Source organism: Sulfurimonas sp. hsl 1-7, assembly GCF_030577135.1.
Lineage (GTDB): Bacteria > Campylobacterota > Campylobacteria > Campylobacterales > Sulfurimonadaceae > Sulfurimonas > Sulfurimonas microaerophilus.
This window is the reverse complement of the sequence record NZ_JAUIRR010000005.1, coordinates 25,360-44,050: the sequence shown is the minus strand read 5'-3', so window position 1 is coordinate 44,050 and position 18,691 is coordinate 25,360. Positions and strand designations below refer to the sequence as shown.

General features: G+C 35.9%; 23 protein-coding genes. 16 read left to right on the top strand and 7 right to left on the bottom strand.

What is annotated here, in order from left to right; translation table 11 throughout:
- Window positions 1-20 precede the first annotated feature (20 nt).
- Both QWY88_RS10035 and QWY88_RS10030 read right to left on the bottom strand, forming a co-directional pair.
- Window positions 21-275 carry a hypothetical protein gene (locus QWY88_RS10035; RefSeq protein ID WP_304546253.1) on the bottom strand — a complete coding sequence of 85 codons (255 nt, stop codon included), beginning with the start codon at window positions 273-275 and terminating at the stop codon, window positions 21-23.
- A gap of 12 nt (window positions 276-287) precedes the next feature.
- Entirely contained in the window at window positions 288-989 is a 702-nt protein-coding gene (locus QWY88_RS10030; RefSeq protein ID WP_369811229.1) for a F0F1 ATP synthase subunit A, read from the bottom strand.
- Window positions 990-1,098: 109 nt separating this feature from the next.
- On the opposite strand from QWY88_RS10030, the gene QWY88_RS10025 reads away from it, so the two are divergent.
- On the top strand, window positions 1,099-1,665 hold the full coding sequence (locus tag QWY88_RS10025; RefSeq protein ID WP_304546252.1) for a Tll0287-like domain-containing protein: 567 nt from the start codon (window positions 1,099-1,101) through the stop codon (window positions 1,663-1,665).
- Between the two features lie 14 nt (window positions 1,666-1,679).
- Here QWY88_RS10025 and rny read toward each other — a convergent pair whose 3' ends face one another.
- Together rny and QWY88_RS10015 are read right to left on the bottom strand one after the other, a co-directional pair.
- Window positions 1,680-3,248, bottom strand: a complete 1,569-nt coding sequence (gene rny, locus QWY88_RS10020; RefSeq protein ID WP_304546251.1) for a ribonuclease Y — start codon at window positions 3,246-3,248, stop codon at window positions 1,680-1,682.
- Window position 3,249: 1 nt separating this feature from the next.
- Complete coding sequence (locus QWY88_RS10015) at window positions 3,250-3,825, bottom strand: 5-formyltetrahydrofolate cyclo-ligase (protein ID WP_304546250.1); 576 nt, start codon at window positions 3,823-3,825, stop codon at window positions 3,250-3,252.
- Window positions 3,826-3,880: 55 nt separating this feature from the next.
- On the opposite strand from QWY88_RS10015, the gene QWY88_RS10010 reads away from it, so the two are divergent.
- The 9 genes from QWY88_RS10010 to acpS all read left to right on the top strand — a co-directional run bounded on the left by QWY88_RS10010 (window position 3,881) and on the right by acpS (window position 10,307).
- Entirely contained in the window at window positions 3,881-4,435 is a 555-nt protein-coding gene (locus QWY88_RS10010) for a TlpA family protein disulfide reductase (protein WP_304546249.1), read from the top strand.
- A complete protein-coding gene (ftsY, locus tag QWY88_RS10005; protein ID WP_304546248.1) occupies window positions 4,436-5,317 on the top strand; it encodes a signal recognition particle-docking protein FtsY in 882 nt (293 codons plus the stop codon).
- A 90-nt stretch (window positions 5,318-5,407) separates the two neighbouring features.
- Window positions 5,408-6,754 carry a DNA repair protein RadA gene (radA, locus tag QWY88_RS10000; protein WP_304546247.1) on the top strand — a complete coding sequence of 449 codons (1,347 nt, stop codon included), beginning with the start codon at window positions 5,408-5,410 and terminating at the stop codon, window positions 6,752-6,754.
- 86 nt (window positions 6,755-6,840) lie between these two features.
- On the top strand, window positions 6,841-7,101 hold the full coding sequence (locus QWY88_RS09995; RefSeq protein ID WP_304546246.1) for a hypothetical protein: 261 nt from the start codon (window positions 6,841-6,843) through the stop codon (window positions 7,099-7,101).
- A gap of 20 nt (window positions 7,102-7,121) precedes the next feature.
- Window positions 7,122-7,766 (top strand): carbonic anhydrase, encoded by a 645-nt coding sequence (locus tag QWY88_RS09990; RefSeq protein ID WP_304546245.1) that lies wholly within the window; start codon window positions 7,122-7,124, stop codon window positions 7,764-7,766.
- 62 nt (window positions 7,767-7,828) lie between these two features.
- The gene (gene fliL / locus QWY88_RS09985; protein WP_304546244.1) at window positions 7,829-8,371 is read left to right on the top strand and encodes a flagellar basal body-associated protein FliL; all 543 of its coding nucleotides are present in this window, start codon (window positions 7,829-7,831) and stop codon (window positions 8,369-8,371) included.
- 271 nt (window positions 8,372-8,642) lie between these two features.
- The gene (locus QWY88_RS09980) at window positions 8,643-9,212 is read left to right on the top strand and encodes a PAS domain-containing protein (protein WP_304546243.1); all 570 of its coding nucleotides are present in this window, start codon (window positions 8,643-8,645) and stop codon (window positions 9,210-9,212) included.
- An 82-nt stretch (window positions 9,213-9,294) separates the two neighbouring features.
- Window positions 9,295-9,867, top strand: coding sequence for a PAS domain S-box protein (locus QWY88_RS09975; RefSeq protein ID WP_304546242.1), 573 nt, complete (start codon window positions 9,295-9,297; stop codon window positions 9,865-9,867).
- 62 nt (window positions 9,868-9,929) lie between these two features.
- Window positions 9,930-10,307, top strand: coding sequence for a holo-ACP synthase (gene acpS, locus QWY88_RS09970; protein ID WP_304546241.1), 378 nt, complete (start codon window positions 9,930-9,932; stop codon window positions 10,305-10,307).
- On the opposite strand, the gene thiS is transcribed toward acpS, so the two are convergent.
- The 3 genes from thiS to QWY88_RS09955 form a co-directional block, all read right to left on the bottom strand.
- Window positions 10,275-10,475: a sulfur carrier protein ThiS gene (gene thiS, locus QWY88_RS09965; protein WP_304546240.1), complete on the bottom strand. Its 201-nt coding sequence runs from the start codon at window positions 10,473-10,475 to the stop codon at window positions 10,275-10,277. The two genes, acpS and thiS, sit on opposite strands and share 33 nt — an antisense overlap.
- A 71-nt stretch (window positions 10,476-10,546) precedes the next feature.
- Entirely contained in the window at window positions 10,547-11,092 is a 546-nt protein-coding gene (locus tag QWY88_RS11690) for a c-type cytochrome (RefSeq protein ID WP_369811228.1), read from the bottom strand.
- A gap of 18 nt (window positions 11,093-11,110) precedes the next feature.
- Window positions 11,111-11,974: a hypothetical protein gene (locus QWY88_RS09955; protein WP_304546239.1), complete on the bottom strand. Its 864-nt coding sequence runs from the start codon at window positions 11,972-11,974 to the stop codon at window positions 11,111-11,113.
- A 47-nt stretch (window positions 11,975-12,021) separates the two neighbouring features.
- Between QWY88_RS09955 and QWY88_RS09950 the strand changes: the two genes are divergently transcribed.
- The 6 genes from QWY88_RS09950 to QWY88_RS09925 are packed head-to-tail and all read left to right on the top strand — an operon-like array spanning window position 12,022 to window position 18,678.
- A complete protein-coding gene (locus tag QWY88_RS09950; RefSeq protein ID WP_304546238.1) occupies window positions 12,022-13,161 on the top strand; it encodes a succinyldiaminopimelate transaminase in 1,140 nt (379 codons plus the stop codon).
- A complete protein-coding gene (locus tag QWY88_RS09945; RefSeq protein WP_304546237.1) occupies window positions 13,154-13,636 on the top strand; it encodes a hypothetical protein in 483 nt (160 codons plus the stop codon). The genes QWY88_RS09950 and QWY88_RS09945 overlap by 8 nt, the downstream gene beginning before the upstream one ends.
- Before the next feature lie 18 nt (window positions 13,637-13,654).
- Window positions 13,655-14,971 (top strand): UDP-N-acetylmuramate--L-alanine ligase, encoded by a 1,317-nt coding sequence (gene murC, locus QWY88_RS09940; protein WP_304546236.1) that lies wholly within the window; start codon window positions 13,655-13,657, stop codon window positions 14,969-14,971.
- Window positions 14,972-15,301: a hypothetical protein gene (locus tag QWY88_RS09935; protein ID WP_304546235.1), complete on the top strand. Its 330-nt coding sequence runs from the start codon at window positions 14,972-14,974 to the stop codon at window positions 15,299-15,301.
- Window positions 15,292-17,493 (top strand): endonuclease MutS2, encoded by a 2,202-nt coding sequence (locus QWY88_RS09930; RefSeq protein ID WP_369811227.1) that lies wholly within the window; start codon window positions 15,292-15,294, stop codon window positions 17,491-17,493. The genes QWY88_RS09935 and QWY88_RS09930 overlap by 10 nt, the downstream gene beginning before the upstream one ends.
- A complete protein-coding gene (locus tag QWY88_RS09925) occupies window positions 17,494-18,678 on the top strand; it encodes a BaiN/RdsA family NAD(P)/FAD-dependent oxidoreductase (protein ID WP_304546234.1) in 1,185 nt (394 codons plus the stop codon).
- The last annotated feature ends 13 nt before the right edge of the window (window positions 18,679-18,691 follow it).

The window sequence follows — 18,691 nt, the reverse complement described above, 5'->3', positions numbered from 1 at the left end:
TTAATCAGTGTAAATTTTAACTATTTTTCTAAGAGTTTTTCTAAAAGTTCCGTCTGTTTTTTTGCTTCTTTTAATCGTTGTTTATTTACAAGTAATGCATCTAAAACAAGGACCAAGAAAAGTGAAACTATTATATATAGAAGTGTGAATAAAAAAGCAATTGTAAAACCGAAGCTAAATAATATGCTAAAGAGAGCAAGAGCACCTAAGAGGATAATTCCCCAAGATGCTCCAAGCAAAAAGCTTATAACTCTTTCAAAAGTGTCTTTTTGCATTTTGGAGGTTTTTTAGTGTTCCTCAGTAGCTACTGCACCACCAAGGTAAACATATGTAAGCATCATAAAGATGAATGCTTGTAAGAATGCCATAAATGTTAATAATGCATATGGGATCATTGGAAGTAACCAAGGAGCAAGCATTAAGATTACCATTAAGAACATATCATCCCCTTTTACGTTACCGAAAAGACGGAATGAAAGTGAAACTAAACGAGAAAAGTGTGATACGATCTCAATTGGGAACATTAACCAGTATAACCACCATACAGGACCTAAAAAGTGTTTGAAGTATTTAATAACACCTTGACGACGAATTCCTTCGAAGTTATAGTATACGAATACAACAAGTGCTAATGTTAAAGGCATCTCTAAAAATGCTGTCGGAGCTTCAAATCCTGGAATAACACCAATAAGGTTAGCGATACCAACAAATAAACCGATAGTTGCTACTAAAGGAAGGTAACGAGAAGCATTTTCCTTACCCATAACATCAGTTCCCATTTTTAATACACCACCGATGTACGCTTCCATAACGTTTTGAGTACCTTTTGGTACCAATTGTAGATTTGACATTGCTACTTTTGCTAAAACAATCGCAATTACAGCAGAAAGCAACATATGAGCTGTATAAACTACTAATTTATAAGTCTCAGGGTCAGCATGATGAGAAACACCAAACATAGAACCTATGAATGTAAATAATTCAGGCATCGAAACACTCCATGATTAAAATAATTATGCGATTTTACTCAAACTAGGATTAAATTATTATAAGTTTGCTACAATTTGTACGACAATTTTTAAAATTATGGAGAAAACAATGAAATTAATTAGTTCACTTACATTAATAACTCTTAGTACTATCACACTATTTGCAAACGATACGACGACCCTGCAAGATGTTACTCAAAAAGGGGAAACTAGCACAAAACTACTCTTACAAACTCTTGGAAACAATATGAAAATGCATATGAAACACGGTGGAGCAATGGAAGCACTCGATTTTTGTACACAAGAGGCTCAAAATTTAACTGGGGATGTAAATAAAAAACTTCCTGAAGGTGTAAGTGTAAGACGTATTACCCTAAAAACAAGAAATCCTATGAATATGCCGACTGATGATGAAGCAAAAGTTTTAGAAGATCTTCAAAAAAAGCAAAACAGTGATAAAGCCCTTCCAAAACATATTATTAAACAAGTGGGAAAAGATACATATAAATTTTATAAACCTTTAGTAATTACAAATCCTGTGTGTTTAAAATGTCACGGCGATATACAAGATGATAAACTAAAAACAGAGATTTCAAACAGATATCCAGAGGACAAGGCTATCCATTATAAGATGGGAGATTTACGAGGAGCTATTGTTACTACTGTTAAAAAATAGTTTTACAGAGTATGCTATTTTGCATACTCTACAGCCCTGCTTTCACGAATAACATTCACTTTAATTTCACCCGGATACTGCACCCTGCTTTCAATTTCAGAAGCTATCTCTCTGGCAATTAATATTGACTCATCATCATTGACAAGTGTCGCATTTACTATAACTCTGATTTCACGACCGGCATTGATAGCGTATGCTTGTTTTACACCGGTATGCGCTGAAGCGATATCTTCGATCTCAGTTACACGTTTTAAGAAACTCTCTAATACTTCACGTCTAGCACCAGGGCGTGCTGCTGAGAGTGCATCGGCTGCACAAACGGCACCACACTCGATCGATTTAATCTCTTCTTGATCATGGTGTGCATAAATAGCATTGATAACCACTGCATCTTCATTATATCTTCTACACACTTCAGCACCGAGATCAACATGGTTTCCGTCATGCTCATGCGTTAGTGCTTTTCCTATGTCATGCAGTAATCCGGCACGTTTTGCCAATGTAGGATCACCACCCATCTCTGCAGCCATTACACCTGCTAAGTTTGCAACTTCAAGTGTATGGGCAAGTGCATTTTGTCCATACGAAGCTCTGTATCGCAAGCGTCCAATAAGTTTCATAAGGTCTGGATGCATTACACCCACATCCAGTTCAGCTACAACCTCTTCACCCTCATTTAAGATTCTCTCTTCAAACTCATTTGAAACTTTCTCAAAGATCTCTTCTATACGTGCCGGCTGAATTCTTCCGTCTTCGATCAACAGCTGTAATGTTTTTGTAGCTATTGCACGTCTATAAAGGTTAAAACTGCTTACTAAGATTGCATTTGGTGTATCGTCTATAATAATATCAACACCCAGTAAAGTTTCAAGTGCTTTAATATTTCGCCCCTCTTTACCGATAATGCGACCTTTTAACTCATCATTATCTAAATGAACCAAGTTTGTAAGTCTCTCTGAAGCGAACTCTCCTGCAAAACGGCTTGTAGCTTGAGCAAGTATATAGTTAGCCTTTCTTTGAGCTTCTTCTCTCGCTTTATTTTCATACTTTCGTACTATATGGGAGATTTCACCCCTTGCTTTTGCTTCTATATTATCTAGTAGTACTTTTTGTGCTTCCTCTTGCGTCATTCCGGCAGAATGTTCTATCGCATGCAGGGCATCATCTATTTTTTCTTCATATCTCTTTTTTAATGAAGCTAAAGATTTTTCATTTCTCTCTAAATTTACTTTTTGTGCTTTAATATGTCTTGTTTCATTTTGAAGTTTTTGTTCTTCAATTTTTTTATAGTGTTTAAAATCGCTCTCCATTTTACGCACTTGCTCTTCCCTTTGAGCAAAATCTGCACGAGCTCTGTCTTTTGCACTATCAAACTCTTTTTGCGCTTCAAGCTCAACTTCACGAGCTCGGAGTCTTGCGCGTTCTAATAAAGTTTGCGCTTCATTCTCAATAGCATTTGCTTTCGCTTGAGCCTGTTGAGTATATACTTCAAAGTTTGCACTAGTAAGTTTTTTAGAGATGAAAAAACCGATAACTCCACTTACGATGGCTGTTCCACCACCCAGCAGTATCTCGTTTAACATCTTAATTCCCTTTTTTTATTGCAATATGCCCTTTAAATATTTCCGCTGTTGGCGTGATTAAAACATCTGCTTCAACATCATAACTATCACAAATACTCTCTCTTGTATAACAAAGTACTGGCTGCACAAAAATAGTATATGGTTTTTTCTTTAGTTTCGCAAAGAAGCGATCATACATCCCTTTGCCAAATCCTATTCTTTTTAAATCTCCATCAACACCGATACTTGGAACTATTGCAATATCTATTTTTTTTATATTTCTTATTGTATCGCCAGCTTCAAAAATTCCGAACTTTTTTTTCTTAAGCGGCAATCTAAATGGTACCATCTTAAAACTTTCGCCTTCCATAAACGGCACATAAACATTTAACTTTCGTCTCATTTTTGTAATACTTTTTCTTATATCTGCTTCAAATGGTAACGGATGATAAACTAAGATATTTTTATGTTTATATTTTTTTAATAACCTCAGTAGCTTTTGTTCCAACAATGCATCTCTATACACTTTATTAAAGGTATGGAGGTTTTGAATTTTTTTAATCGAATTTTTTCTAAAAGTTTCTTTTGTAAGAGTCATATAAAATCTTTATGGATATAATTTCGCTTATTTTACAAAATAGAGGCAAAAATTTATGTTAAAAAAATCAATTTATTCATTATCTCTTCTGGTAGGACTGTTTTTTACTGCTTGTAGTTCACAAGATGAAAACGATGCCAACACACTTTTATCAACAAATGAATTTGTTTTAAAAGAGATCTCAGGTCAGGAATACATTATCAAAAAAGCTAACGAAGGTTTTGTGTTAAGCTCTCAAAAAGAGAAAATAGTCATCCTGGATATCTTTGCAACTTGGTGCCCCCCTTGTCAAGCAGAAGCTTCACATCTTTCAAAACTACAAGAAAAGTATAAAGATAATTTGAGCATTATCGGTATATCTGTTGAAGATGACATCAATGCTACAAAACTACAAGAGTTCAGAAAACAATACGATGCAACTTATGCGCTTTCAACTTCAAGTGACAACCGCCGTATCATTAATGCAGTTGCAACTAGTCTAAATGTTGGAAGAAACTTCGGTATCCCTCTTATGGCAATGTATAAAGACGGAAAACTGATTAACTACTATCAAGGAGCTACCGAAGAGGAGTTTATTGAGAGTGATATTAGAAAAGCATTAGGGAAATAGATGTTCGGTTTTATAAAAAAATCTCTTAATAAAACAGCAGAAGCAATAAAATCTGTTGCTCCAAAGAAAAAAATCACCTTTACAAAAGAAGAGATCGAAGATATCTTACTCGAAGCGGATGTAGAATACGATCTTGTTGAACTTATTATGGAGCAAACATACCAAGAGAAAATAACTCGTGAGATACTCCGTTCTAAACTTTTAGCTACCCTTGCTTATACAGAATATAAAGAGCCGGAATACACAGCTCCGTTTGTAGAGCTTATTGTCGGTGTAAACGGTGCAGGGAAAACAACAACGATCTCAAAACTTGCACAAAGATACAAAAATGAAGGGAAAAAAGTTATGTTGGGTGCAGGAGATACTTTCCGTGCAGCCGCAATTGAGCAACTTACTTTATGGGCAAAAAGATTAGATATTCCGATAATTTCATCAAAACAAGGACACGATCCTTCTGCTGTTGCTTACGATACAATCGATTCAGCAAAATCAAAAGGGTATGACCATGTAATCATCGATACGGCAGGAAGATTACATACCCAAACAAACCTTGCCAACGAGCTTAAAAAGATTAATAGAATTTGTGACAAAGCACATAACGGTGCACCACACAGAATTCTGCTGATCATCGACGGTACACAAGGAAATTCTGCTATTTCTCAAGCAAAAGCTTTTAATGAGATGGTCGGTATTGACGGTATTATCATAACAAAGCTTGACGGAACTGCAAAAGGTGGTAGTATCTTCTCTATCGCTTACGCACTTGAACTTCCTATCCTTTATGTAGGAACAGGAGAACAACCTGAGGATTTAACACCGTTTGACAAATATGAATTTGTTGACGGTTTACTCGATGCTATCTTCATCGATGAAGAGCAATAAATAAAGGAATATGACATTCTGTCATATTTCCACCCCTTCACACATTTTTCTTATACAATTACAGACAACTTTACAAAAGGCTAGTTGATCATGGCAAAAGCGAAAATATTATTTGAGTGTCAACATTGTGGTATGACCACACCAAAATGGATGGGAAAATGTACCAACTGTGGAGCTTGGGATAGTTTTATAGAACTCAATCAGCAACAACAAGAGGTGATTAAACAAACAAAATCATCTTCGGCTAAAAGCGCAAAAGCTATCAGTATCAATGATGTCGTTGAAGATGAGATCTCACGATTTTCTTCCCTGGACGTTGAACTTGACAATGTTTTAGGCGGAGGTATTGTACCAGGCAGTCTTACTCTTATAGGGGGTAGTCCGGGTGTCGGGAAATCTACACTTCTACTCAAAGTTGCTTCAAACATTGCCTCAACGGGAAAAAATGTTTTATATGTATCAGGGGAAGAGTCGGCTTCACAAATCAAAATAAGAGCCAATAGACTTAACTCTAACCACGATAGTTTATACCTTCTAAGCGAGATTCGACTTGAGCAGATCTTGGTTGAGCTTCAAGAGAGAAAATACGACTTTTTGATCATCGACTCAATCCAGACAATTTACTCGGAAAACATATCTTCAGCTCCTGGAAGTGTGACACAGGTCAGACAGATTACGTTTGAATTGATGCGTATAGCAAAAGAGCAGGATTTAGCGACTTTTATCATTGGACATATCACTAAAGAGGGGTCCATAGCAGGTCCGAGAGTACTCGAGCATATGGTTGATACAGTTCTCTATTTTGAAGGAGATTCTTCCCAAGAGCTGAGAATACTCAGAGGATTTAAAAACCGTTTTGGAGCTACTAGTGAAATTGGCGTATTTGAGATGAAAGGTGACGGACTTGTCAGTGCAACAGATATTGCATCGAGATTTTTTAATAGAAACTCCCAACAGGCGGGTTCAGCGCTCACTGTAATTATGGAAGGGAGCCGCCCTATTATACTTGAAGTTCAAGCACTTGTTTCAGAATCTCATACCCCTAACTCTAAACGTCAAGCAACCGGTTTTGATAACAATAGACTCAATATGCTTTTAGCACTACTGGAGAGAAAACTTGAGATCCCTCTTTCTGGATATGATGTATTTATAAATATCACCGGCGGAATAAAAATTGCAGAAACTGCTGCAGACTTGGCAATACTTGCAGCTATTATCAGTAGTTTTCGTGATCGGGCGATCTCTAAAGAGACGGTATTTATAGGTGAAGTATCGCTTGTAGGTGATGTTAGAGAGGTATACGGCTTAGACAACAGACTCAAAGAAGCGAAGATGCAAAACATTACAAAAGCGCTGGTTCCTAAAAAACCGTTAGAAAAAACTTCAGTAAAATCGTATATAGTAGATGAAGTAACAAAATTGTTACAATGGTACTAATTTAAACAATAAAAAAGTATATATTATGCATAATATTTGCATAATGAATGTATAATTTTCAAACTTATAATTTAAGGTAGAACAATATGATCGATGCAGAAGTTAGAAGTGAAGAGAGATTTTCAAGATTATCATTAGCTTACGAATCTGAAAATGAAAAACAAAAAGTTACTGAATGTTTAAACGGTGTTATTGAGAAACACAATATGAAACCGGAAATGTATACAACAAAAGTTTCAAACGGTAAAGAAGTGATAGTAGTGGAGTATCACGACGATGTATGTCGTGAAGCAGGTGCTATTTTTGAAGATATTCTTTGCTCATTAGACATTCAAAAATGTAACTAATTCAAGAAAGCTGTTTGATTATGAATCTTGAACAATATGCAGAAGGTAACAAGTTATTTAGAACTTATTTTAAAAAAAATAAAGAATCTCTACTAGAACTTGTTAAAGGGCAAAAACCCAAAGCACTTTTTATAGGCTGTTCCGATTCTAGAGTTATTCCGGATCTTATGCTGCAAACAAATCCGGGGGATCTGTTTGTACTTAGAAATGTAGGGAACTTTGTCCCTCCGTTTAAAGAGGATGAAGATTTTCATGCTACAGCTTCAGGTATAGAGTATGCTGTAAGTGCCTTAAAAGTACAAGAGATTATTATTTGCGGCCATACACATTGTGGTGCTTGTAAACATCTTTATGAACCGGTTCCCGATGACACTTCACTTATCCATACTAAAAAATGGCTAGAACTAGGTGAAAGCGCAAAAAAAGCGGCAGTTTTAAGCTTAGGTGTTAATGCACCGCGTGAAGAGTTGCTACGACTAACAGAAAAGCTCTCGGTGATCAAACAGATAGAAAATATACTTACATATCCTGCTGTCAAACAAAGATTTGAAGATGGGGATTTACATATTCATGGATGGTGTTACGATATTGAAACAGGTAAAATTGAGTATTACAATGCAGATACTTACGAATTTTTACCGCTTAATGAACTTTCCCAAGAATAAAATTTTATTTTTTTTCGTAAAATTCGATATACTAACAGAAAAGATTAATTCAAGGATGAAGCGTGGCTGAAGAAGTAAAAGAGGAAGAATCTCAAGGAAAAAAATCGAGTAACATGTTGATGATTATAATCATCATTGTTTTAGTACTTATTATCATACTCGGTGCAATAGCATTCTTATTTATAGGTGGTGACGATACAGAAGCAGTATCATCAACTCCTGTAAAACAGGAACAAGTCAAAAAAACAACTAAAAAAAGTAGTAGTTACAGCATGGAAGATGACTCTAGATCTTTAAATGAGATTGGTATCTTATATCCACTCGATACATTTACGGTTAATCTTAAAAGTGATTCAGGAAGAAGATTTTTAAAAACAACAATATCTTTAGAGCTTGAAGGTGAAGAGTTAAGTTTAGAGCTTGATGCAAAATCGGCAGTTCTTCGAGATAGAATCATAAGAATTCTCTCTTCAAAAACACTTGAAGAGGTTTCATCTAAAAAAGGTAAAAATAAACTTTCTATGCAAATTATGGATACACTTAATTCTATGATCTCTGACGGTAGAGTCAAAGGGATTTACTTTACAGAATTTGTAATTCAGTAAATCATTTTTATCTTACTTCAATCTTTTATTAGCCCTTATTCTTTGGGGCTTTTTAATTACTCCAAATTTTAAATTCCCTTTTTTTATCCCTTTATCAATACATTTAACACAAAATGGTTTACACACTATTTTTATCACATTTTCATGTTAATGTTATTTATGAACCAATATTTTGACGATTATTTATTCATTTTTTACAACAATAAGAGTTATTTAAAGAAATATTACATAAAGTAATAGTTATTCTATCTATACCCTGAGGAGAAAAGATATGGAAAATCAACGTAGTCTTCAAAACTCGAAAGAGATCAAACTAAGTGAGATAAAGCCTATACTCAGTCGTACAGATCTTAAAGGAACAATAAAATATTGTAATAAATATTTCCAAGAGATCAGTGGATATAGTGAACATGAATTAATCGGTGCCCCACATAATATAATTCGTCATCCGGATATGCCAAAGGTTATATTTAAACTTATGTGGGAACGATTAAAACAAAATCAAGATATCTTGGCTGTAGTTAAAAATCTATCAAAAAGTGGAGACTACTATTGGGTAACTACTCTCTTTGAAACAAAATACCATCCCTTTACTAAAGCTCCTGAAGGATATTTAGCACTTAGGAAAGCAGCACCTAAAAAAGCAGTTGAAACCGTAATACCTTTATATAAAACACTTATAGAGATTGAGAAAAATGAAGGAGTTGCTGCTTCAGAAGATTATCTCTATAATTTTTTGCGTGAACAAAATAAAGATTACGATACTTTTATGAGAGACCTTGTAAACTATAAAGGGTTAATTGCTAAGTTTTTTGAAGGCATGAGTAAAATGTTTGCTTAACAGTGCAAATGTTGAATAATTTTTAATCACTTTCAAGTTTTTTATTGATGTATAATTGTTGCAACAAAATATGGAGACTCATATGTATGAACAATATTACATAGATAAAGAAAAAGAGATCAAGTTGGATGATATGAAACCTATTCTTAGTCGAACTGATCTCAAAGGAAATATTAGATATTGTAACACATATTTTCAAGAGATTAGCGGATATAGTGAAAAAGAGCTTCTGGGTGCTGAACACAACATTATTCGTCATCCCGATATGCCTAAAATCATCTTTAAACTTATGTGGGAACGCCTTAAAAAACAGCAAAATATTTTAGCTGTGGTAAAGAACAAATCAAAAGACGGCAGATACTACTGGGTTACTACTCTTTTTGAAATTAAATACCATCCCATCCATAAAACGGCAGAGGGCTATCTTGCAATCAGAAAAGCAGCACCGCATAATGCCGTAGAGATGATCACTCCTCTTTATAAAAAACTTCTAGAAATTGAAGATGCCAGGGGAATAAAAGAATCTGAACTATATCTCCGTGAATTTTTAGAAAAAGAGAAGAAAACATACGATCAATATATGGAAGAGATTGTTAACCATGAAGGTGTAGTAATGAAATTTCTACACGGCATGAAAAAAATGTTTATTTATTAATTCCATAAGAACTTCGCTATAAATTTGGTAAAATACATATAAAAATTGTAAAGACAGACTGAATGATAGGGATAGACTTAATTAAAGCTTCGCGAATGCAACAGATGCTCGAGAAGTTTGGAGATAAAGCGCTTTCAAGATTTTTATCCGATGATGAAAAAACACTTATTAAAAACTACAAAACTGCAGCCGGTTTTTGGGCGACAAAAGAAGCTGTTTCAAAAGCTTTAGGAACGGGAATAGGAGCGGAGTGCTCCTTTTTTGATATAAAAGTCTATAAAGATGAAAAGGGTGCTCCAAAACTCTCTTTTTCAAAGAAACTCGTAGAGCAATTTAAAATAGTTGATGCCGCACTCTCAATTACACATGACGGAGAGTATGCTATCGCAGTTGTTTCGATTGAGGTATCAACCCCCGCCGACAAAATCAAGCAGTTCTAATTTATCACCGTCGTTTAGTCTGCATTTATCCCATGCGTCTTGCTTAACGATTTCCATATTTACTGCAGCTGCCATAACTTTACCTTCTAAAGAGAGTTCTTTTAGAACTTCTAGAAGTGTTTTATCGCCGTTAAACTCTTTTTCATTTCCATTTATAATTAATTTCATTCACTACTCACATAATTTTTTAGAAATTGTACCTTGCTAAATTGAAATTTTTATCAAATCTCAAAACTATTTTAGAGTTTTGAGATATGGCTTGCCAAGGCTTTTAATTCATCTTCGCTAAAGTTAGCTATCTGTGATTTCATAACACCTTTCATAGCACCACCGTATGTACCCGCTTTATATCCATGAAATGCTGTCATAACTTTTTCGCTACTCCACCCTTTAATGATTTGTGATTTTCCAAGTGCCGCTTTCTCACCGTTTTGACCGTGACATGCTATACATTTTCCAAACAAAGCTCCGCCGTCTATCTTTTTAACAACTGCTTGAGCTTTAGGTTTAACCTCTTCAACCACTTTTGCAACTTCCGTTTTCGTTGTAGTTACTGCTTTAGGTTCTTCAATTTTAACAGCTACCGGTGCTGGTTCTACGGGTTTTGGTTCCACTTTTTTAGGCTCTTCAACTTTAACCGTTGTCTCTTTTACCTCTACTGCTTTTGGCGCTTCTACAACTTTAGTTTCTTTTTCTACACTTGCTTGCGTACTCTCTTGTACTGGTTTGTCATCACTACAAGCTACTAAAAACATCGCTAATACTGCTGATAAAACTATTTTCATTTTCAATCCTTTTTTATTTCAATAATTTTTATTATACATATTTTTCAATGTATCATACTTTAACTCACTTCTAAAAACGAATTTGACACTGTTAATTACAAGCCAAATATATAATAACGGCAGAAGAATTGACTCTACGATAAATATAGTTATCAAAACTACGATGTTATTAAACGCTTTGTTTGAACTCTCCTCTATCGCTTCTAATTGTTTGGAGATATTCATACTTTCGAGTGAACTGGTATAGTGTTTTTTAATTCTCGTAAAAATGTTTTCATCACTCTCTTGTACTTGCGTAGTACTTTTATGTTGATATGATTCAAGCTCTGTTTTCGTATTTTCTACAATTTGCAGTGATTGTTTATACTCATTTTCTAAAATAGCGCCATAAGTAAACTGAGAAAAGTAAATGAAAACTATCGCCCCGAAACGGAGAAATACTAATAAAATAAAAATTTTCAAACTATATGTAAAAAATATATTTTGATGAAGTTTTTTATACCAAATCATCACAAGAGAAATGATGCCGCTTAGAACAAAGATGGTTTGTAAAAACAGTTTGCCGCTTATGATCAATAAAAACTTTTGAATTCCTAGAGATATAGAAGCGAGTAACATCACCCAAGAAAACCTCTCTACCATGTCATTTAGGGGATCTAAAATCTCACCAACGCTGAGTGTCAGTCCAAGTCCGGCCGGACTTAATGAGAGTTCCGTACCTTGAATAAAAGAGATAAGGGCATTTAAACTTTTTGCAATTCCAAAAGTGATCATCGCACGGTTAAATGCTTCATTTTGAAGTTCTAATGCTCCCTTATCGATCTCTACACCTACACTTAATAACAATAAAAAAACAATCATGAAAGAGATAAATATTTTCACTATAATCCTTATACACTATGTAAATAATTTTTAGATATAATTCCACTATGAATTTTGAACCGTATCCATTTGAAAAACTTAACGATTTACTACAAAACATTATACCAAATGCAGATTATGAACCATCAGTACTCACTATTGGTGAGCCACAATTTGACACTCCTGAATTTATCCAAGAGTCTCTAGCAGATAATGCATATCTTCTTAAAAAATACCCAAAAACAGGTGGAGAAGAAGTTTTAAGAGATGCACTACGCGGCTTTATTAAGTCTCGATTTGATGTGGAGGTAGATGACAGTGAACTTATTCCGACTTTCGGAACACGTGAGGTGTTATTTAACTTTCCTCAATTTTTACTCTCTGATAAAAGTGAAAGTGTTATGGCTTATACAAACCCTTTTTATCAGATCTATGAGGGTGCGGCGATCGCTACAAACTCAAAAGTTATCCACCTTAACTTAAATGCGGGCAATAACTTTAAACCTGAGATAGATGAGCAAAAGCTTGCAACTTGTGACTTGGTTATATTAAATTTCCCAAATAACCCGACAAGTTCTATGCTCTCTGTAGAAGAGATGGCGCAGTGGGTTAAACTAGCACTGAAACATGACTTTGTACTTATGAATGATGAGTGTTATTCGGAAATTTATACAGACAAAAAAGTCCCTTCAATGCTCGAAGCTTCAAAACTGGCAGGGAACGATGAGTTTAAAAACGTACTTGTGATCAACTCAATCTCAAAACGCTCTTCTGCACCGGGCCTTAGAAGCGGATTTATTGCAGGGGACAAAGAGATACTTAAAGAGTATATGAAATACCGTACATATATCGGATGTGCATCCCCTCTTCCACTCCAATACGCTGCAGCTGCAGCATGGAGCGATGAAGCACATGTAAGTGCGTCAAGAGAGATCTATAAAAACAATTTTGCAATCGCTAAAGAGATTTTGGGGACTGAAATTCCCGAAGCAACTTTTTATATCTGGCTAAAAGTGGATAATGCTTTAGAGTTTACAAAAAAACTGTTTGAAAAATATAATGTTAAAGTTCTTCCGGGCGAATTTTTAGCGCGTGACAACTTTGATGGAGAAAATCCAGGTGTTGGATATGTCAGAATAGCATTAGTTGAAAATGAAGAAAAAACAAGAGATGCACTAAAGAGAATCAAGGAGTGTTTAAGTGAGTAAAGATTTAAAAGAGAAAGTTTTAAAAGCACAACAAGAGGGTGATATCGCTTCACTATATGTACTTGAATCACAAGCTCATGAAGTTTTAAAAGATCAAGAGCTTGAAGGCTTTTATGCAAATATCTTAGATCTTGCACTTGAAAAACTGACTTCTACACTTGAAGCTCATAGACAGATGGATATGAGTGAGGTACAAGACTTTGCAACACTTCGTGCTTTGTATGAATATGCGATAGAGCATTATCATGCAGGGAAAAATAAAGATGCTTCAGCACTATTTGAAGTATTAAGCGGTCTAAGCAATGATGAAAAATTTTCAAAAGCGATGACTATGCATAAAATTGCAGCAGATGAAAATCTTGATATCGATAACTTTTTAGATAAAATTGCCGATATTGAATCAACACAACGTATGGGAACTTTCTATATTAGCGAGTTTCAAAAAGAGGCACAAAAGTTGCTCGATAATGCGTAAAGAGTAGGAGATAGCTAAATGAAGATACATTTTATAGGTATTGGCGGTATAGGGATCTCTGGACTAGCTCAGTACATGCATTACAAAGGGCATGAAGTTAGCGGTTCAGATATAAAAGATACTATTATCACAAAAAAACTTCGTGATATGGGTATCAAAGTTAGTGTTCCTCATAACGCTGATGCCATAGATGATCAAGATTTAGTTATCCACTCAGCTATTATCCGTCCTGACAATCCAGAAGTGATTGCGGCAAAAGATAAAGGGATCGAAGTTTTAGCACGTCGCGAAGCACTTCTTAAAATCCTCGATGATAAAAAAGTATATTCTGTAGCGGGTGCACACGGTAAAAGTACAACTACGGCAATACTGACAGCTATCATGGAAGGTTCTGCTATTATCGGTGCCGAATCAAAAGCGTTTGGCTCAAACGTACGTTACGATGCAACAAATGATCTGATGATCTTTGAAGCGGATGAGAGTGACGGGAGTTTTATAAACTCAAATCCTTACTGCTCAATCGTGATCAACGCAGAACCAGAGCATATGGAGTATTATGACTATAACTACGATAGATTTTACGACTCTTATAAAACATTTATTAGAAAAGCTCCACACAAAGTACTCAATGCTGAAGATCCTTTTCTAGCAACTCTTAAAGATGAGTTTAGTGATGCAACATGGCTCTATCCAAGTGAAGATATTACAAAAATTGAATTTGTTTTAATCAATGATGAACCACACACAAGATTTACCCTAAAAGACCTCGGAAGCTTTGATGTATGGGGATTTGGAAAACATATAGCTATCGACGCTTCACTGGCAATCTTAGCAGCATATGAGTCTATGGATATTGAGACTATCAGAAACAACCTTTTAAACTTTAAAGGGATTAAAAAACGTTTTGATATTGTCGGTAAAGAAAACAACAGTGTGATCATAGATGATTACGGACACCATCCAACAGAGATCAAAGCAACTTTCCAATCAGTAAAAGAGTATGCAGAACTCAAAGGTTTCGATAAGATCACCGCTATTTGGCAACCGCATAAATACTCACGTACAATCGATAATCTCGATGAGTTTATAAAATGTTTTGACGGGGCACAGGAGCTTATCATCCTTCCTGTATGGGCAGCAGGTGAAACACCTCGCGATATTGACTTTGCAGAAAAGTTTAAAGGGTATAACTTAACGCTTGCAGATGAGATTCAACGTGCAAACAATCATATTACCGTGGTCAAAAACAAAGAGACACTTAAAACACTTGAAGATGGTCTAATCATCGGTTTTGGTGCCGGAGATATTACATATCAAATAAGAGGAATTGCATAAGTGGCTTATATATTTGGTCTTATAATTGTAGGCTTACTCTTTTTAGCCCTACACTACTTTACAGAACTTACACGTTCACAAAAGCTCATTGTTGCGGCAATATTCGCACTTTTTATCTCAGGTGCTATTATGTACAATACATACGCAGCCAATGAACAAGAAAAAGTTTTAGCAATAGCAAAAAAATATGAGCAGGGAAAAACCATTATATGCAACGGGATTGAAGTAAATTCTACAAACTTCGATCTTAGTGTAGGCACTTATACATTCATAGGTAAAGAGAATACACCACACTATGCAGAGATGATTAGAGCCACGAATTGCAAATAGACAAACTACTGACACAACTAGACCTCGACTCACACATTTCACAGTTTAAGAGTTTTTTCTCAAGAGAAGACTCTTTATATATAGAGGGTGATCAAGAACTCCACTACCGCTACATTAAGGCACTTGACAAAATAGAGTTTAATGCCCCTCCAAAAGTGATAGATTTTTTCTCGATCAAAAACCATCTTAAAAAACACGGTGTACTGAATTTTGAACAGATTTTCGAACTTGTTAAAGTTGTCCGTTACTTCCGTTACTTTCGCAATAAAAACCTAGATTGTATCATCGGAGAATGGCTCGAGAAGATCGAAATACCGGAAAAGTTTTTAGAGGTTGAAAAATACTTTGACATCCAAGGACGCTTTGAAGAAAATCTTGACGAAACACTTTTTGGACTAAGCCAGAGGATCAAAGAGCATAAAAATGAGATCAGCTCATCACTCAAACGTTTAATGGGCAGTTCTAAAATTGCAGGCTATCTTGTAGATACACAGGTACACTTCATCAACAATGAGGAGTGTTTACTTGTTCGCGGTGGCTTTAACCATGTACTAAAAGGTGCAGTTATCGGACGCAGTACCGGTGGATTTTTTTATGTAGCACCTGATGTCATCTTAAAAACGAAAGAGAAGATCAGATATATAGAACAAGAGCGTGAAGCTCTTTTTTATGCTTATGCAAAAGAGTTTTCACAAAAACTTGCAGAACTTTTGCCGTTTATAAACTATATAGACAAAGAGTTCTCAAAGTTCGACAACTATCAAGCGCGTGTTTTATTTGCAAGAAGTAAAGATCTTCAGATCATTAAAAGCAAAAACCATAAAAATATTGTTTTAAAAGATTTTATCCATCCGGCTCTGCAACACGCAAAACCTATCAATGTGGATTTCTCTAAAAACATTCTTATGATTACCGGGGTAAATGCCGGCGGTAAAACTATGCTTTTAAAATCGATACTCGCATCGGCGTTTATGGCAAAATATATCATCCCTATGAAACTCAATGAAACAAAGAGTGAGATAGGAAACTTTAAAGATCTCGAAGCGATCATAGATGATCCGCAAAACGTAAAAAATGACATCTCTACATTTGCCGGTCGTATGCAGCAGTTCTCACAAATCTTTACAAAAAAACAAGCCCTTATCGGTGTCGATGAGATCGAGCTTGGAACAGATAGTGATGAAGCAGCAGCTCTGTTTAAAGTGATACTTGACGATCTGATCAAAAAAGGGCAAAAGGTTGTAGTTACGACTCACCATAAACGTCTTGCCGCACTAATGGCCGATCGTGACGATGTGGAACTACTTGCTGCTATTTACGATGAAGATCAGCGCAGACCGACATATGAGTTCATGCAAGGTATCATCGGGAAAAGTTACGCTTTTGAAACTGCAAGCCGTTACGGGATAGCGACCAGTTTAGTTGGTGAGGCAAAAAAAGTTTACGGAGACAACTCTGAGAAACTTTCACTTTTAATCGAACGCGGTTCGGAGTTAGAACGCGAGCTTAAACAAAAACACAAAGAGGTGGATGAAAAGCTTGAAGAGCTCAAAAAGAAAGAGCAGGCTTTAAAAGATCAAAGAGAAGCTCTCAACCTTGAGCTTCAAAAACAAGAATCACTCTTAAAGCAGAGCTATGAAGAGGCGATCAACGAAGCTAAAAAAGCGGCTCGTGGCGGAGATATAAAAGAGATTCACCGTGCGATGAACAAAGCAAATAAAAAACTGCCACGTGAACAAAAAGCGGAGATCCCTCGAGATATAGAGTTTAAAGTTGGTGATGAAGTAAAATACCACTCTCAAAGCGGTGTGATAGTCTCTATGAAAGGGAAATCTGATGCTACGATCGACATTAACGGTATGAAAGTACGTGTTAAAACAAAACACTTAAAACCTACCAAGATCGTAAAACAAAAACCAAAGACGGATGTACGTGTCAATGTTGAGAAAAAAGCGGGTCTAAAGTGTGACCTTCACGGTATGCGCGGAGATGAAGCGTGTGAAGTATTGGACAAGTTTTTAAACGATGCACTGGTTAATGGCTGGGATGAAGTGATAGTATATCACGGAATCGGAACGGGAAAACTTTCACATGCCGTCAAAGAGTTTTTAAAACACCATCCAAGAGTGAAAAAGTTTGAGGATGCTCCAGCACATATGGGTGGCTTTGGAGCAAAAATAGTAACTCTTTAGATGAAAAAGATAGCGATCATCGGAGCCGGGGCATCGGGACTTTTTTGTGCGATTGAGTGTGCAAAAAACGGTGTAACTGTAGATCTCTTTGAACAAAATACAAAACCTGCCAAAAAGATACTTGTATCGGGAAACGGTCGCTGTAACATCTCAAACAATTCTCTAAAAACGACAGACTTTTTTTCTCAAAACCCTACATTTGTTGAGTATGCACTTAAAAACTTCGGCTTTGAGAGTTTTGAGAAAACTGTAAACTCTCTTGGACTGCTTCTTAATGTTTTAGAAGACGGACGTGCGTATCCGCTGAGTAATGAAGCAAAATCAGTTGCCAATACATTTATTCAAACTGCTCAAAATCTTGGAGTAAAAATAATTACAGAGACTAAGATATACTCTCTTAGAAAACTCACAGAGAAATACGATGCAGTGGTTGTAGCAACTGGAAGTGAAGCGGCGTCACATCTAGGCGGATGTGATGACGGGTATACTTTTGCTAAAGAGTTGGGACATAACATCATCCCAACCTACCCCTCTTTGGTACAACTTGAACTGGACTCCAAGCTGGCAAAAAAGATGGCCGGGGCTAAAGTTGACGGTGAAGTTTCACTCTACATCAACGGTGTCAAAGAGAATACGATTACCGGAGATATACTTTTTACAAACTATGGAGTTTCCGGATTCGCAATACTCGATATCTCGCAACTTGCAAGTGAATCACTTTTAAACTATCAGGCTGTAGATATAGCGGTCAACCTACTCCCTACTTTTAATGCACAAAAACTCTCAAACCATATCCAAAAAGTTGCAAAAATAAATCCGGAGTTTTGTATCTTCGACATTCTCTTGGGATTATTACCGACAAAGATTGTAAGCGGTGTACTCGAATCCCTTCATATTGAACCGCAAACTACTGACATAGATACAAAACTCTCAAAAAAAATAGCCAACCAGATTCTTAACTGGAAATTTGAAGTGAGCGATACACACGGTTTCCGTCATGCCGAAGTAAGCGGCGGCGGAATTGACACTTCAGAGATCGATGAAAAAACATTCCAATCTAAAAAGGAGAATAACATCTACTTTATCGGAGAGGTTCTAGACGTTGTAGGGCGCCGCGGCGGATACAACTTCGCCTTTGCATGGAGTAGTGCTTACACGGCTGCGCAACATATTATAAAAAATTAGATATAATGATTTA